We start from the raw sequence: 15,427 nt of genomic DNA, 5'->3' as shown, positions 1-15,427 counted from the left end.
CATAGGACTTTCTATTTCGAGACTCTTAACCTTTTTCCCTGCCCCCTTTATAGTTTTCCACCATGTATCTTAATGAGGAGCAGAAGAGGAAGCTATAAAGGTCAAGTAAATAGGGAGACGAGAGATTTTTCTTTCGTCTCCTTTTCTATGTTCCCCATACATATCGTTCGGTACACGGAGGTTTGATTTGTTTTCAGCATATCTCTGTGGATGTAACAATTGAGACAGCAGCACTCTGAGAGTTAGACACTTTCACACCCAACCTTTAAGAATTTGACATACAATACAATAAGCAAAAAAGTTCCTTTTTATAAGTAAAAGACTCAATAGGATTATACCTTTCTCTTCTAAGCATTAACCCTTAAGTGCAAAACCATTAACCCTTTTACATACAAGTATTAATGGTTACATAAGGAAGGATAAGAGGTCTTTCCCCTCTCTATTATACAATAGGAGTAAAAAGATAGATTGCTCTCTCTATAGCTATAAGAGCAAACTTTTTAGAGTAAAAAGACGAAAAAGGTTTGGTTGTATCAGAATAATTGCTACCTTTGCAAACGATTTGAGTTAACGCTCTCATATGTTGGTTCGTTGGCCGAGGGGTTAGGCACCGGTCTGCAAAACCGTTTACGGCGGTTCGAATCCGCCACGAACCTCTAAGGGAAGAGACCTCGGAATGATTTATAGTATCATTTCGAGGTTTTTCTTTTGGAGATAGCTTTCATAAGGTTACTCCATAGAAAACCTCAGCATACAACCGTATTCACTGCGTTATTGTTGATATTCAAGTTAGAGTTCATATCTCTTTTTATATTCCCTTTATTTGCCTTTCGTTTCTGCGCCTTGATTACAGCATTCTGCTAAATCTTTCGCAAGTCCGTTACAACAGACTTTTTGAAGCCCACATAACCACCTTCTACAACACTATTTCAGAGACTTTCCTGGTCATCTTTAAAGAACTCATGTAAAGCTATCCATTATTAAAAAACACTATCCTTTGGGACACTACTATATTTCAAAAAACTTTTACCTCTCTTTATAGTTACAATCAACGCCTTCTAATTAAAATAAACTCTTGACTCAAGCCCCGACAAAGTCAAAAGAAAGCACTACTTTTGAAAGGCAGTAGAGTTCCCCATGGACTGTAACGACAATCCTAAAAGAGAAAAGCGCATAAAATAGCTTCTCCAGCTCATCGTGCGAGTTTCATCAGAATCTCTACTTTTTCTAAATATTGATTAGAGATATTAGTAGCAATGGCGAAGTTAAAAGTTGGAGATAACGTGCGCTTCCTAAATAGCAAAGGTGGCGGTATAGTACGTCGTATAGTAGGTAAGGTGGCTTGGGTAGAAGGCGAAGATGGCTTCGAACTACCAACTCCTATCCATGAGTGCGTTATAGTAAGTGAAAAAGATACTTTCATACCTGCCTACCGCACTCCACAAGAAATAAAAGAGGAAGAGATGCGTCGCAAAGAGGCACGCCTCGGAACGCAATCGAGTCTCTCGAAAAGCGTAAAAGTAACCTCAGAGATCTCTTCTCCTCCTCCCGCCCATCTCTTCCTACCCGAGCGTCCAGAAGGAGAACTTATATCCCTTTACTTAGCCTGGCTTCCAGAAGATTACGCCACCTTCAGTAACGGAGACATGGAGTGTTATCTCATCAACGACAGTAACTATCACCTCTTTTTCACCTATGCCTTAGCTCAGTCCAATGGCACCTACCGCTTAGTAGCATCGGGCGAGATAGAAAGAGATACCAAGCTCCTAATAGACACTTTTTCCCTATCGGAACTCTCCGAGAGGGAGCGTATCCACCTAAGCGTTGTACCCTACAAGAAAGGACAGAAATATGCTCTCAAAGAGCCCTACTCTATCGACTTCAAACCCGATGGGGTCAAATTTTTCAAAAGACACTGCTTTACCGACAATGACTTCTTCAATGAAGACGCCCTTATAGTAGCTTTGATTGAGAAAGACAAAGCAAAGGGAAAACGGGAAGAGGTATCTCCTACCCTTCTCAAAGAAGCCATGGAGAGCAGTAAGTCCATCACCGAAAAGGGAGATAAAAAAGAGAGCAAACCCCTACACCATACTCCTCTTAAGAAAAAAAGAGAGGAACCCATCGAAGTAGACCTACACGCCTCTCATCTACTCACCACCACGCAAGGGCTTTCGGCAGGCGACCTCCTTCAGTACCAGTTGGACGAGTTTCACAAGGTTATGAAGGAGCATATCCACCACAAAGGTCAAAAAATCGTATTTATACATGGCAAAGGCGAAGGCGTACTTCGCAAAGCTATTTTAGATGAACTCAAACGTAAGTATCCCAAGGCCTCGGCACAGGATGCCTCCTTTCAAGAGTATGGGTTTGGGGCTACCTTGGTAACTATTCACTAACAAGGCAAACAAGAGTACAATGGGAGTAGAGATTGAACGCAAATTCTTGGTGCTTAGTGAGGAGTTCAAGCAAGAAGCCACGCACTCAGCTGAGATTCGGCAGTTCTACCTGCACAGCCCTAACAAGGAAGAAACTCTCCGTTTACGCCTCATCGATGGCAAGGCTATCTTCACTCGAAAAGGGTTATCCTCTGAAGATGGATTAGTGCGCAGAGAAGAGGAATACCCCCTCTCAAAAGAAGAGGCAGAGCAACTGCTCCGCACCCCCATTATCGGCTCAATAGAAAAAGAGAGATACTATATTCCCTACGAAGGTTTTATGTGGGAAGTCGATTGTTTTCATGGTATCTTAGAGGGGCTTATCCTTGCCGAAGTAGAGCTATCTTCTCCAACAGATACGCCTATACTTCCTCATTGGATAGGTCAAGAGGTTACGGGGGACAAGCGTTACTACAACTCTCAACTCGCCATAGCAACCTCTCGCCCTCAATAAAACTATAATTAGCTACAAATCATTTATTTTATATCTATGAACAAGAGATTATTTCTAACTCCAATCCTTGCTCTCTTAGTCTCTACCGCACTGTATGCAGACGGAGGCATGTGGTTAATGCAACAAATTAACGGTCAAATGGAACGTATGAAGAGCTTGGGTATGCAGCTCGAAGCCCTTGACCTCTATAATCCCGAGGGTAACTCCCTCAAAGATGCTGTAGTGCTCTTCGATGGGGGTTGTTCTGGAGTATTAGTCTCATCACAAGGACTACTACTAACCAACCATCACTGCGGTTATGACCAAATACAAAAACATAGTACTGTACAGCACAATTATTTACAAGATGGTTTTTGGAGCCATACGCTCCAAGAAGAGCTTCCTAACCCAGGACTCGAAGCGGAAATTATAGATAGAGTGGACGATGTTACAGAGGCTATCAAGAAGGAGCTAAAGAAAATCAAAGATCCCAACAGCATGGACTACCTTTCGCCCAAGTACCTATCGTCATTAGCTCCCAAGATTGTAGGCAAAAAGGCAGCCTCTCGCTATGGCTATCGCTACGAAATAAAGGCTTTCTACGGAGGTAATCGCTACTACATGTTTACCAAAAAAGTCTTCTCTGATGTGCGTTTAGTAGCAGCTCCTCCCAGCTCTATCGGTAAGTTTGGCTCTGATACAGACAACTGGGCTTGGCCACGTCATACGGGTGATTTCTCTATCTTCCGTCTCTATGTAGACCGCAATGGTAACCCTGCACCCTACTCTAAAGACAACGTACCCTATACTCCTAAAAAGTTTATACCTGTGAGTGCCAAAGGTGTACAGGAAGGTCAGTTTGCTTTCATTATGGGTTTTCCTGGCACTACCTACCGCTTCTTCACAGCTGACGAAGTAACCGAATGGAGCGAAATAGACAACAACATCCGTATAGAAATGCGAGGCATACGCCAAGATGTGATGCTCCATGAGATGCTTTCTAACGAAGAAATTAACATTATGTATGCCGCTAAATATGCCTCTTCGCAAAACGGCTACAAACGCGCTCAAGGGGCTAACTGGGCTATTCGTCAGAGAGGGCTTTACAACACCAAGCTCCAACAGCAACAAGAGGTTATCCGTTGGGCAGAAGGCAGAGCTAACCCCATAACCCAAGATGCCGTAAAAGCTATTTCTAAATCTATAGCTCAGCGCAAAGATCTCCGCACACGCCAACGTTACCTTTTGGAAGGTATACTTGTCGGCATAGAGTTTAGTCAAGCCCCCATCCCCTCCGATGAGCTTATCAACTCTTGGGACAATGCTTCTATACGCCAAAAAGGATTAGACAACCTACGTAAACAATTCACCTCTTTCTACAACGCAGACTACAGCCCTCGAGTAGATCAAGCCATTGCGACCGCTCTACTCAAACGTTATACCCAACGTATTGCTCCGGAGAAACAACCAGAAGCTATCCGCCTTGGAGTAGCCCAAGCAGGTTCTGTCGAAACCTATATAGAGAATATCTTTAAGCACTCTATCTACGCCTCTAAAGAGAAGTTTGAAACCTTTATGAAGCAACCGAACAAAGAGCAACTACTTACCGATCCGATGACTCTTTTTGCCCTTTCAGTACACACAGAGTATACCTCTCTTATGAGTAAAATGGCAACTTTCGATGCTCCTTTGGCCAAGGCACAGAGAGACTACATCGGCTCTTGGTTGGCTATGGTAGGTGAAGAGAAACTTCCCGCAGATGCCAATCTTACTCTACGCTTTACTTACGGACAAATCAAGGGGTATATCCCTCGCAATGCCGTTGCCTATGAAGCCAAAACAACACTGGATGGAGTTATGGAAAAAGAGGACCCCAATAACTGGGAGTATGTGGTTGCACCTCGTCTTAAGGAGCTTTATGACCGAAAAGATTTCGGACGCTATGCAAATACCGATGGCACCATGCCCGTTAACTTCTGTGCCACAACACACACAACAGGAGGTAACTCCGGAAGTCCCGTATTCAACGCCCAAGGAGAACTTATAGGACTTAACTTCGACCGCAACTGGGAAGGTGTTGGAGGAGATATAGAATATCTTCCTAACTATCAGAGAAGTATTATTCTTGATATTCGCTATCTACTCTTTGTTATTGATAAATTTGCAGGTTGTCAGAGACTAATCGATGAGATTAACCCTAAATTTTAATCTATTATGAACAATGAATTTTTGGCTCTTGAGGAGAATATAGTACGCATGTTACGTACCGTATATGACCCCGAGATACCCGTTAATGTATATGACCTTGGGCTTATATATAAAGTAGATGTTGAGGAGAACGGAGTGGTAACCATTACTATGACCCTAACAGCCCCCAACTGTCCTGCGGCAGACTTTATACTCGAAGATGTACGACTCAAGACCGAGAGTGTCAAAGGGGTTGAACGATGCAACATAGAACTTACCTTCGAGCCAAGTTGGCATAAAGATATGATGAGTGACGAAGCTAAATTAGAACTTGGCTTCCTATAATCTTCACTTCGAAAGAAGTTGAAAAGACCCTAAAAAAGGGTGTGGCAACCTTTTATATGCCACACCCTTTTTAAGTATTAGTAGAAGTCTTATTCAAATTCCACAAACTCTGTACGACCTCCACAAAAAATCTAATTTTTGTAGGGCTTAGCATACATTTTCATCTTTAGGCTACCTCCCTGAGCAATACTTTTGTGAGAAAAATGCAATTGCTTAAGCGGTTGCTCATTAAGGAGTACAGCCCCTACATACTTTTCTCGTTCCGAAGCTCTCTCTGCCTCCAATACGAAGTAGCGTCCTCCCCCTTGATCCAAAGTTGCTTTGGTAAAGATAGGCGAGCCAATAGTGTACTCACTTGAACCTGGAGTAACAGGATAAAAGCCCAACATACAGAAGACGACCGAAGCCCCCCAAGAAGCTCCATCAACTGTTGTTGGGAAGCCTGCAGGGTCAAGACGGCAGTTTTTCTTAAGTATATGACGTATTATCTTCTGACTTTTGGCAGGATTATCGGTAAAGGAGTAGAGGTAGTAACCATAGATATTGTGTACTGTTAATGGCTCTAACAGAACGGAAGACATCCGCTGATCTAAGAGTGTTTCAAATGTCTCTACCGACCCAGAACGGTCTATTATCTCTCTTATATTGTAAGGCTCTAATTGATATATTAAAGAGATTGAAGGAGAACTTACAACCTCCATCTTTTTCTTTTGATTTTCCTTAATAGGGCGTCCGCTAAAAGCCGCTATTTTCCCATAGCACCATCGGTCGTAGGCATCGGAAAGGTCTCTATCTATATAGCTATCTGCTACTTGATATATAGTTTGTATATCTATGTCTGTCAATCCTTTGCTATAAGCATCAGTAAAGATTTCGAGCATTCTATTTCTATCCAATGCAGTGGCAATATCACCCCCAAATGAAGGGTAAGCGGGAAGCTCTTTATTATTCACTTTATGAGCCATCCGAATATAGGAGTTCAATATCTGTTGTTCTATTTCTGGGAAAAGAAGTGTTTTGAGAGGATGCAATGATCGAAAAGATTCAGAGGTACGATCATTAGTGTAAAAAGGCACCCCCTCGTCACTGTGCACGGAGTCATCTATTGCAGAGTAGTAACGCCCATATTCCGAAATGCAAACGGGAGCTGTCAAAGAACGATATAGAGCTGTGTAAAAGATAGACTGCTCCTCAAAAGTACCTCCTTCAAGTTTAATACGCCCTAAAGAGGTACTCCAAACGTTACGAGCAGCTTTGGAAACGACATTGTACTCATAAGAAGGTATCTCTCGCTCCAAGTTCTTTTGCGCTTGCTCATGGTCTATCAAAGAGATACCATAGCGCACAACTAATTCTTCACAACCTGTAGGTGCTTTTAAGAGCAGTTGCCTTGTTTCACTTTGGGGCACACTTGTTTCCAACGGCAAATTAGCCTCTAAGTAAAGGAACAAATTTCCTCGACCTTTGAGAGGAAAGGTAGCATAGACCTTATTGAGCGAGTCTACTCGAAAGATAGCTTCACTTTCAGAAGAACGAAACTGCAACAAACGCTCCTGCGCTACAGACTCCTTAAAATCGAGAAGGTAAATACCGCTTCGTTCTTGAAGAGAAAAACTACAATGCACCTGCTCTTTGTCGAGAAAAACTTGATAGCTATAAGGTGTTATAGCCTCATAGTCATAAGTATAATGGGGTGTATAATCGGTTTGAGTCGAGTCTGAGAGAAGCGGACAAAAATAGAGTTGCGTTCCCCCCATAGAAGAAAATGACACTAAAGGCAAACCCTCTATATAGTTACTTCTAAAGTCTGCCTTCATAGGACTGATAGAGAGCAGTGCATGGGGTAGCTGTACGATGGCAGGAAGAGGCTTCTGCCCCAGAGAAAGACTCCCAACCAAAGGGTCTACACAGTCTATTGGAGCAAGTGCAACACGCCTAAAGGATGTGCCCTCTTGTGTACAGGAAAAGATAAAGAAGAGAGCTATAAAAAGTAATAAGGAACGAAATAATTTACCCGATATAAGCATAAAAACTAAAAAAAAGAAGACTGGGTAGAAAACTCTACCCAAGTCAAAAAAAGTGCTACTTATTTGTCAAAGAAAAGGAAGAAAACTTAGAAATAGAGTCTTAACTTCTCTTCATCGTTCTGTTTGAAAGCCTTATAAGGCTCGCTCTGAGCTAAAAAATTCTTCTTTTGCAAGTCCCCAAATACCTTCGTTGTCAGGCGACTGATAAGAGTTTGAGACTTCTGTAACTCTTCAAAGAAGTGCTCCAATGTGTGTGCCCTAAAATGCATTATCTCTTCCAAGGCATCTCCATCGGAGAAATACCCTCCATATCTATTATACGTAGCAAAAGAGCGTTCGGGAAAATCTATATCACCCCAGCCTGCTATCTTTATGAGCCTTTGAACAAAGTTTTGATAAATTTCTCGACAAAGGTCTCCTCCTCCTACATTGAAAGTCCTGTTCCATAGAGAAGCTCTACGCTCATAGCTACTCACCACAGCAAAGGCCAAGTCTCGAATGTGTACAAACTCCAAGTGAGAGGTCAAAGGCATTTTGAAGAAAGAGCTATCCAAGAAACTTTCCTCTGTATCTAAAACAATCCCTGGGCGAAAGATAGTCCACTCCAAACGACTATCCTGAACAAATTTTTCTGCTTGTAAGAGAGAAAGAGCATAGCTATCTCCTATAGAGGGAGCTGTAAAATCTCCTACCGTAATCATAGGCGATCGGAGACGATCTCCATATACTCCCACAGTCGATATCATAGCTAAAAAGCAAGAAGGAGAGTAGCACTCCAAATTCTCTACCAAGTAGCGAGTACCCATTACATTTATCTTTTGTGCCAATCGAGGATTACGATTAGAGGCAGATTCGGATAGATACCCACAGTGGATAACAAAATCTTTATCCGTTGTAGCCTCGATGCTCTCTTCTGGTATGGCCAAGTCTCCGTAGATAACCTTTACCTCTGCTTTAAAATGTTCTAAGAAGTTCATCGTCTTTCCCTTCTTAACATCAAATGCAGTAATATCGAACTGCTCCTTGTGGACAAGTAAAGTTTTTAGGATGTTTCTCCCTATGCTACTCCCAGCACCTGTGAGCAAGACTTTTATTTTTTGTGACATATCCACCTCCTTTTTTAAGTACATCTTATACTCAAAGTTAAACAAATATAGTGATAGGGTCTATATAAACTAAAGAGTTTTCCACCCTCTCCGGTTCAATTTCTCAATAAAGAAGTTCCGTTGAGCAGATTCTTTAGAAGGCTAGAGCATCGTCTTCGGCTTTTCTCATCGTTTTTTCCTCTTCTTCGGTGTGGTCATCCAAGCCCACGAGGTGCAGTATACCATGTATCAATACACGGTGCAACTCTTCGGCATACTCTGTGGCAAACTTCTCTGCATTGCTCCTTATCGTATCGAGGCTTATAACAATATCGCCAAAAACACGGTCATCTTGCTCATCTACCTGGGTGTTGAAAGTGATAATATCTGTATAATAATCATGGTCGAGGTATTGACGATTGGTCTCCAAAATTCCTTCATCATTCGTAAAGAGATAAGAAATAGTCCCCAGTTCTCGTCCCCATCTATGAACTACTTCCCGTATCCATCGGCGTACTACTAAACGGTGAATGGGAGGCACTTTCTGTCCTCTCTCGCTAAAATAATATACACTCATTGTGTTTCAAATAATATATTATAGTGTAAAGAATAGATAGGTAATAACAATAGCTGCAATAGCTCCTACCAAATCTGCCAATAGAGAAACTCCCACCGTATAGCGTATCTTCTTGACGCCTATACTTCCAAAATAGAGAGCTATAATATAAAAAGTTGTATCGGTGCTTCCCTGTACGATAGAAGCTAAACGTCCGACCAAGCTATCCGCCCAAAAGTGTGCATCGCATCTACCATAAGAGCTCTCGCGCCATTGCCACTAAGAGGCTTCATAAGCATGGTGGGTAAAGCTTCTATCCAATCTGTACGAACCCCAATGAGAGAAAAAAGCCACCGAACAGCCTCAATAACAACATCCATACCTCCAGATGCTCTAAAAACCCCTATCGCCACCAGCATAGCAAGAAGATAGGGAACAATTTTTACAGCTGTACCAATACCCTCTTTAGCTCCATCTACAAAAGCATCATAGACATTGATTTTAGCTCGAATACCCCGAATAAAAATCAATGATATAATAGCCAAAAGGAGCAAGGCAGCAAACATAGTTGTATAGAGAGCAAACACCTCCGAAGACAAACTATTGCGCAACACAACTACTCCCGCTATCAAAAGAGCAATAAAGCCTAAGAGAAATAAAAAGGGCTTTTGTAACAAATTGATTTTCTGCTTCAAGGCAATTAACGTTATCGCCGTGAGAGTTGATGCTAAGGTCGCCAAAAGAATCGGCAAAAATACATCTGTAGGATTGGTTGCTCCAGCCTCTAAACGAAAGGCAATGATACTTATGGGAATGATAGTTAGCCCGCTGGCATTAAGGGCTATAAACATAATCATCGCATCGGAAGCCGTCCCCTTATTAGGATTGATACCCTGCAACTGCTTCATAGTCTGCAATCCCAAAGGAGTCGCAGCATTGTCCAAACCAAGAAGGTTGGCAGACAAATTCATAAATATACTGCTCAAAACGGGATGTCCTTTGGGGATAGAGGGAAAAAGCATACTCAAAAGAGGGCTTATTTTCACTGCCAAACGCTCCATAGCACCACTCCTCTCAGCTACTTTCATCAGTCCCATAAAGAAACAGAGTATCCCTGTCAAGGTTATAGTTATCTGTATAGCATTGGTCGACTGGTCAAAGATAGCTGTAACAATCTGTTGAAAAACATCGGGACGATTCGAAAAGAGAGCCGTTACCACGCCAAACAACACACCGCCTAAAATGAACAGTAAAAATAGATAGTTGAGTGCCACCTTACAAAATCTTATTTTACAACAATCCCATCTCTCTTAAGAAGAGCTTCTATCTGAGGTTCTCTTCCTCTAAAAGAAACAAAGAGTTCCATAGCCTTAGCTGTATCTCCTCTCTCCAATATCTCCTTACGAAAAGCTCGAGCCGTCTCTCTATCAAAAATTCCTCTCTCCAAGAAAAGGGAAAAAGCATCAGCATCCAATACCTCGCTCCACTTGTACCCGTAGTATCCTGCAGCATAGCCACCCGAGAAAAGATGCCCAAAGGAGTTACTCATAATACACCCCTTAGGACGAGGAGGAGTAATACGTACCAAGCAGTGGCATCGCGTTCGAATGCTTCCAAATCACAAGCAACCTCCAGAGGTTCTCGACGAGTATGGTAAGCCATATCCAAAAATCCGAAAGAAAGCTGTCGCAACATGCTATACCCAACGGGATATTGCTCTGCCTCTAACATCTTCTTCAACAACTCTACGGGCATCGCCTCATTGGTCTTGTAGTGACGAGCAAAAGATTGAATGAAGTCAGGCTCTCTTAGCCAATTTTCCATAATTTGACTGGGTAGCTCTACAAAGTCTCTCACTACGTTAGTACCACTCAATGAAGTATATTTACACTGACTAAGCAAGCCATGAAGACCATGTCCAAACTCATGTAAAAATGTATTTACCTCATTTGGGGTAAGTAGCGAAGGGAGCTCTTCTGAAGGAGGAGTAAAGTTCATCACTAAGAGGATATGAGGACGTTGTTCGCCATTTTGCTCTTTCAGATTATTCATCCAAGCTCCACTTCTCTTGCCCTTACGAGGGAAGAAATCTAAGTAAAGTAAGCCTATGAAACGTTGTGGTTCTCTATCCCACACCTCATAGGAATAAACCTCTGGCTCGTAAACAGGGAGCTGAACACTCTTGAACTGGATATCATAGAGTTTTTCTGCCAAACCTAACACGCCTTTTATCACTTTTTCTAAGGGAAAATAGGGGCGCAACTCCTCTTGAGAGATAGCATAGTGCTGCTCTTTATAACGCTCAAAGTAAAAGTCTATATCCCAAGGTTCAAGCTCTCCCTCCTCTTTGAGTTTGGCAATCTGACTTATCTCTCCTCGAGCTTGCTCGATATAAGCCTCCCGTAGATGCTCCAAAAAGTCTAATACGCGCTGAGGGGTATTGAGCATACGCTCCTCCAAAGCAAAATCGGCATAGGTAGGATAGCCTAACAGATTAGCTACTTTCAGTCTATTGTTTACAATACGTCGAGTAATCTCTGTATTATTGGTCTCATTTTCCTTACAACAAAGTTGAGCCTTAGCTAAAAACATTTCTCGACGAAGCTCCGATGATGTACAGAACTTCATAATACCTTGTATTGAGGGGAACGAAAGGTCGAAAAGATACCCCTCTACTCCTCGCTCTTCCTGCGCTCTTTGTCGAGCCTTACTAAGTAGCGCTGAGGGAAGTAGCTTCAATGCCTCATCGCTGGGTACATATAGTCTAAATTCGTTCTCCTCTTTGATAACATTGTTCCCAAAGGTAAGAGTATCTCGGCTCAACTCTTCACGCAAAGCTCGCAAACGCTTTTTATCCTCTTCATTAAGCAGGGCACCACTGCGCACAAACCCCTTATAGCAATTGTCTAAAAGGCGACGATCAGCCTCGTCCAAGTCATACTTTTCTCGTTCATCATAAACCTTTTTTACTCGAACAAAGAGGGCTTCCGAAAGAGAAACATCGTTGGAGAGTCGAGTCAATTCGGGCGATAGTTGCTCTGCCAGCTCCATCATAAAGTCGTTTCCATGGCAGTGGAGCAGGTTGTAAAAAGCTCCTTCAACAGCTTCCAAAGCTGCACCCAAATGTTCTAAAGCAACAATCGTATTTTCAAAATTGGGTGCATCTGTATTAGTAATCAGAGCCTCAAACTCAGCCCTATAAAGTCGTATTGCCTCGGTGAAAACCTCCCCGTAAACCTCTTGCTTTATCTTATCAAAAGGATATGCCCCATAAGGTGTGGAGGGATTTAGAAATAGAGTTTTGATTTTTTCTTGTATCGTATTCATTGTAAAGTCTTTTTATTTTCGTTCATCATCTACCACAAATATCCTTATAGGAGCAGTAGGTACAAAAATCTGAAATGGGGGTTTGAGAAAAATCTTGTGTAGGGTCAAAAAGATTTTCCAAACAGCGTTTTAACTCCTCGGTAAAGGGATGAACAATAGTTTCCTCTCTGAAATCTTTTATTTCTGTTTCATTTTTGGGTAACTCTTTCAATCTAAAGGAGGGATGGGATGCGCTGGATTTTTGCTCAACTCTTTGAGAGCATAGAGTGTAGGCAAGATGGGACGAGAGCTATCCTTATGTGCATACCAGTAATAGGCATAGAGGAGTAGCTGAGGGATAGCCTTACTCGCCTTATCCTTATCTGTAGGAAAAAAGAGAGAAGTCATAGTGGGGAAAACTCCCTTATCGCTTCCCGTCTTGTAATCAATAATACGAGTACCCCCCTCTACTTGGTCTACTCTATCTATAAAACCTTTGATGCGCACACGGCGCCCATTATCCAAGGGAAGAGAGAAAAGAAACGAATACTCCGAAGCACAATAGGTAAGATTTTCATACCTTCTGTCATGCTCCAAAATAGCACAAACATATTTACGCACCATACGGCAGTAAACCTCATGAATACCCTCTATATCGTGGGCGGAGGGAGCTTCCTTATTGAGTACGATAAAGGCATACTCTTTTCTAATAATAGAATCTACCGTTTGTAACCCACCCTTAGGGTCTAAGTAGTAATCTATATCTTGCTTGAGTAAGAGCTGACCTTCAAAAGGCTTATAAAGCTGTTGCATCGTATTGTGTACAATACTTCCAAACTTTCCTGCATTGAGAAACTCTTCATCCTTTTCAGGATCGCCTATGGCACACAGATGCTTGAAATAAAAACGGAGTGGACATTGAGCAAAATCATAGATACTGCTCGCCGAGAGAGCTGGCTGTTTAGGTAAAGCCTCTCCCATATAACGCTCCAAGAGTGCTATAACCTCTTCATTTTTCTTAATCGTAATCGGAGGGGTATGACTATCAGTCAAGGAAATTTGCACCAAACGCTCTCGTATAGGATAACCAAGTAGATAGCGCATCTGCCTTAGATAACGAGAAGGTTCATAGTCTTGACTGCTCCCCGTAACAAAGTAGACACGCCGAGCACGACTAATGAGGCGGTAAAAGTGGTAACTCTCTATATAATCATTAAACCTATAGGTCGGTAGCCCATAACCTATCCTTAGCGCATTGGGTATGTAGCCAAAGACAGTACTACTCTTGCCTTTGGGAAGCATACCCTCATTGGCATCGGGGATAATGAGATAATCAAAATTGATAAGACGAGACTCCAAAAAACCCATTACCTGCAAACCTAAAAGAGGCTCACCCTCAAAAGGCGTATTCTCTCCCTCTACCAGTTGACGTAACAAGCGCACCGTTATCGTAAGATTAAGAGGCTCTTGCAGAGGCTCTACGATATTGAGCAATTGCACTACAACAGTAGTGTAAGTCTGCGTAAACTCTATCTCCAACTGGGCAAAGTGTCTTAACGTCTCCTCATCCTCTTCGGGTAATGTTAGATAAAGTTTCTTGCCCAATGCCTCTAAAAGCTCTTGTAAAGTATATAGCAATTCTACTCCTTGACTCAAAGGAGTAAGGAAGAGGCGTAATAGAGAGGATATTTGCACCTCTTTCAACGCTTGAATAGCAGCAAAGTCCACATAGTAGAAGCTATTCTTTAAGAGGTTTTCTAAGGCGATAATCTCCTTTTCAGACAAAAGCAAGCGTGTCATCGGATGGCGGAGCAGGACCTTTAAGAGCTTGGCAGGCAATAAAACCTTAGCTCCCTGCCAGCGAACATTAAGATGCAAATCGATAAAACGCCGCACCCATATAGCTGTAGAACTATTGCTCAAAGGGTAACCCATCGTGATATTAATATCTTTCTTGATAGGTTTTATCGCCTCCAAAAGAGGAACTAAAGCCTTCTCTTGCGGTAACACTATGGCACAGCGCAGGTTGTTTACCGCTTCGGCATCAAGAAGCTCTATCTCCTGCAGCAAAGTAGGTACTATTCGACTTCTACCCATATCGGAAGAAGTCTTTATAATCTCTATCTCAGGAAGCGTAAGAGGGATGTTGGATTTCAAAACCTCCCCTCCAAAGAAGGCTTTATTTTCGGCAAGAGCGTTGCTATAATCTTGCTCCATTCACTATCCTTTAGTCTCGTATCGGCACTATAAGGAAGATCTTCCCAAATAAATTCTATGGAAAAAAGAGAAGAGTATTGACTAAGGCGTTGTAGCAGGAGACGTTCGGCAGGGGTTATTTGGTAAAGACCCGCAATGGTAATATGCTTAATCTTTCGTTGCAAGAAAGTGGCAAGATGCTCCACAAAGAGCTTTTCGTCCATCTCTACGATGTTCCGTGCCATCATACCTTGATATCCTACCCCCTCTCTCTGTAATCGCTCACGAAAACGAGTATAGAGCAGCTCCATTTCCGAAAGGATAGAGCTAAACTCCTCTCCCATAGAAAGCGAAGAGGAATGCCCTATGGAGCTGGGGAGTGTCCCCCAAAACTGTACAATAGTGGCACGTTGCTCTTCGGTCAAATAGTCTATTGAAGTCAGCTCTTCAAGATGCTCCATATTACGAAATATTTTATCGGCAGGAGCTAAAAAGAGATCTATATCGTTGAAATCTCGAAGTATTCGCTCAAAATGATCCATGGCAACAATACCCGCCTCCCAAGTATACTCGGGTTGCCTCTCTTGCCGTAGACGATACAGCTCTTCTAAAAGGGTACACAAAAGATAAGTTTTTCCCGCTTGCTTCAGACCTGATAAGCGAAACTCCAACTCCTCAATAGTAATAACCTGCGGAGCAAAAGCAGGAACATCGAGCATCTGACTAATATAGTGCTTAAAGAAAGTTCCCGCACGGTGAGAAGGAAAAACAAAGCAATGCTCATACAGTCGATCGGTAGATGTAGATACGACCCGCTTTGCCAAAGTATGGAGAAAATCTGGAGCGTACGGCAT

12 protein-coding genes, 1 tRNA gene and 1 pseudogene are annotated in these 15,427 nt (G+C 42.4%); 5 read left to right on the top strand and 9 right to left on the bottom strand.

Annotation, left to right across the window (positions count from 1 at the left end; all coding sequences use genetic code 11):
• Nucleotides 1-585: 585 nt before the first annotated feature.
• The 5 genes from JCM15907_RS04355 (at nucleotide 586) to JCM15907_RS04335 (ending at nucleotide 5,403) form a co-directional block, all read left to right on the top strand.
• Nucleotides 586-656: transfer RNA gene (locus tag JCM15907_RS04355), tRNA-Cys, on the top strand.
• Between the two features lie 600 nt (nucleotides 657-1,256).
• Entirely contained in the window at nucleotides 1,257-2,399 is a 1,143-nt protein-coding gene (locus JCM15907_RS04350) for a DUF2027 domain-containing protein (RefSeq protein ID WP_025842859.1), read from the top strand.
• 19 nt (nucleotides 2,400-2,418) lie between these two features.
• Nucleotides 2,419-2,892: a CYTH domain-containing protein gene (locus JCM15907_RS04345; RefSeq protein ID WP_025842858.1), complete on the top strand. Its 474-nt coding sequence runs from the start codon at nucleotides 2,419-2,421 to the stop codon at nucleotides 2,890-2,892.
• A gap of 36 nt (nucleotides 2,893-2,928) precedes the next feature.
• Entirely contained in the window at nucleotides 2,929-5,079 is a 2,151-nt protein-coding gene (locus JCM15907_RS04340) for a S46 family peptidase (protein ID WP_025842857.1), read from the top strand.
• A 6-nt stretch (nucleotides 5,080-5,085) separates the two neighbouring features.
• Nucleotides 5,086-5,403, top strand: a complete 318-nt coding sequence (locus JCM15907_RS04335) for a metal-sulfur cluster assembly factor (protein ID WP_025842856.1) — start codon at nucleotides 5,086-5,088, stop codon at nucleotides 5,401-5,403.
• A 131-nt stretch (nucleotides 5,404-5,534) separates the two neighbouring features.
• Here the strand turns inward: JCM15907_RS04335 and JCM15907_RS04330 are convergent, their stop codons facing one another.
• The 9 genes and pseudogenes from JCM15907_RS04330 to JCM15907_RS04295 form a co-directional block, all read right to left on the bottom strand.
• A complete protein-coding gene (locus tag JCM15907_RS04330) occupies nucleotides 5,535-7,430 on the bottom strand; it encodes a glycoside hydrolase domain-containing protein (protein WP_025842855.1) in 1,896 nt (631 codons plus the stop codon).
• A gap of 86 nt (nucleotides 7,431-7,516) precedes the next feature.
• Entirely contained in the window at nucleotides 7,517-8,536 is a 1,020-nt protein-coding gene (locus JCM15907_RS04325) for an NAD-dependent epimerase/dehydratase family protein (protein ID WP_025842854.1), read from the bottom strand.
• Nucleotides 8,537-8,669: 133 nt separating this feature from the next.
• On the bottom strand, nucleotides 8,670-9,092 hold the full coding sequence (ybeY, locus tag JCM15907_RS04320) for an rRNA maturation RNase YbeY (protein ID WP_025842853.1): 423 nt from the start codon (nucleotides 9,090-9,092) through the stop codon (nucleotides 8,670-8,672).
• Nucleotides 9,093-9,110: 18 nt separating this feature from the next.
• Nucleotides 9,111-10,345: pseudogene (locus tag JCM15907_RS10695) on the bottom strand (spore maturation protein).
• A gap of 11 nt (nucleotides 10,346-10,356) precedes the next feature.
• The gene (locus JCM15907_RS13820; RefSeq protein WP_306305471.1) at nucleotides 10,357-10,620 is read right to left on the bottom strand and encodes a M3 family metallopeptidase; all 264 of its coding nucleotides are present in this window, start codon (nucleotides 10,618-10,620) and stop codon (nucleotides 10,357-10,359) included.
• Nucleotides 10,617-12,398: a M3 family metallopeptidase gene (locus tag JCM15907_RS10690; RefSeq protein WP_306305470.1), complete on the bottom strand. Its 1,782-nt coding sequence runs from the start codon at nucleotides 12,396-12,398 to the stop codon at nucleotides 10,617-10,619. Before JCM15907_RS10690 ends, JCM15907_RS13820 begins: the two co-directional genes overlap by 4 nt.
• 25 nt (nucleotides 12,399-12,423) lie before the next feature.
• The gene (locus tag JCM15907_RS13645) at nucleotides 12,424-12,609 is read right to left on the bottom strand and encodes a PD-(D/E)XK nuclease family protein (protein WP_025842852.1); all 186 of its coding nucleotides are present in this window, start codon (nucleotides 12,607-12,609) and stop codon (nucleotides 12,424-12,426) included.
• Nucleotides 12,606-14,594, bottom strand: a complete 1,989-nt coding sequence (locus tag JCM15907_RS13640; protein ID WP_025842851.1) for a PD-(D/E)XK nuclease family protein — start codon at nucleotides 14,592-14,594, stop codon at nucleotides 12,606-12,608. Before JCM15907_RS13640 ends, JCM15907_RS13645 begins: the two co-directional genes overlap by 4 nt.
• Nucleotides 14,531-15,427, bottom strand: coding sequence for a hypothetical protein (locus tag JCM15907_RS04295; RefSeq protein ID WP_025842850.1), 897 nt, complete (start codon nucleotides 15,425-15,427; stop codon nucleotides 14,531-14,533). The genes JCM15907_RS13640 and JCM15907_RS04295 overlap by 64 nt, the downstream gene beginning before the upstream one ends.

This window comes from Porphyromonas gingivicanis JCM 15907, assembly GCF_000614585.1.
GTDB lineage: Bacteria > Bacteroidota > Bacteroidia > Bacteroidales > Porphyromonadaceae > Porphyromonas > Porphyromonas gingivicanis.
The sequence above is the reverse complement of the archived record's forward strand: the minus strand, read 5'-3'. Positions and strand labels throughout refer to the sequence as shown.

Excerpts from the sequence above, each read along its gene's own strand:
- JCM15907_RS04350 (WP_025842859.1), top strand. The coding sequence starts at position 1,257 with ATGGCGAAGTTAAAAGTTGGAGATAACGTGCGCTTCCTAAATAGCAAA.
- JCM15907_RS04345 (WP_025842858.1), top strand. The coding sequence starts at position 2,419 with ATGGGAGTAGAGATTGAACGCAAATTCTTGGTGCTTAGTGAGGAGTTC.
- JCM15907_RS04340 (WP_025842857.1), top strand. The coding sequence starts at position 2,929 with ATGAACAAGAGATTATTTCTAACTCCAATCCTTGCTCTCTTAGTCTCT.
- JCM15907_RS04335 (WP_025842856.1), top strand. The coding sequence starts at position 5,086 with ATGAACAATGAATTTTTGGCTCTTGAGGAGAATATAGTACGCATGTTA.
- JCM15907_RS04330 (WP_025842855.1), bottom strand. The coding sequence starts at position 7,430 with ATGCTTATATCGGGTAAATTATTTCGTTCCTTATTACTTTTTATAGCT.
- JCM15907_RS04325 (WP_025842854.1), bottom strand. The coding sequence starts at position 8,536 with ATGTCACAAAAAATAAAAGTCTTGCTCACAGGTGCTGGGAGTAGCATA.
- ybeY (WP_025842853.1), bottom strand. The coding sequence starts at position 9,092 with ATGAGTGTATATTATTTTAGCGAGAGAGGACAGAAAGTGCCTCCCATT.
- JCM15907_RS13820 (WP_306305471.1), bottom strand. The coding sequence starts at position 10,620 with ATGAGTAACTCCTTTGGGCATCTTTTCTCGGGTGGCTATGCTGCAGGA.
- JCM15907_RS10690 (WP_306305470.1), bottom strand. The coding sequence starts at position 12,398 with ATGAATACGATACAAGAAAAAATCAAAACTCTATTTCTAAATCCCTCC.
- JCM15907_RS13640 (WP_025842851.1), bottom strand. The coding sequence starts at position 14,594 with ATGGAGCAAGATTATAGCAACGCTCTTGCCGAAAATAAAGCCTTCTTT.
- JCM15907_RS04295 (WP_025842850.1), bottom strand. The coding sequence starts at position 15,427 with ATGCCGTACGCTCCAGATTTTCTCCATACTTTGGCAAAGCGGGTCGTA.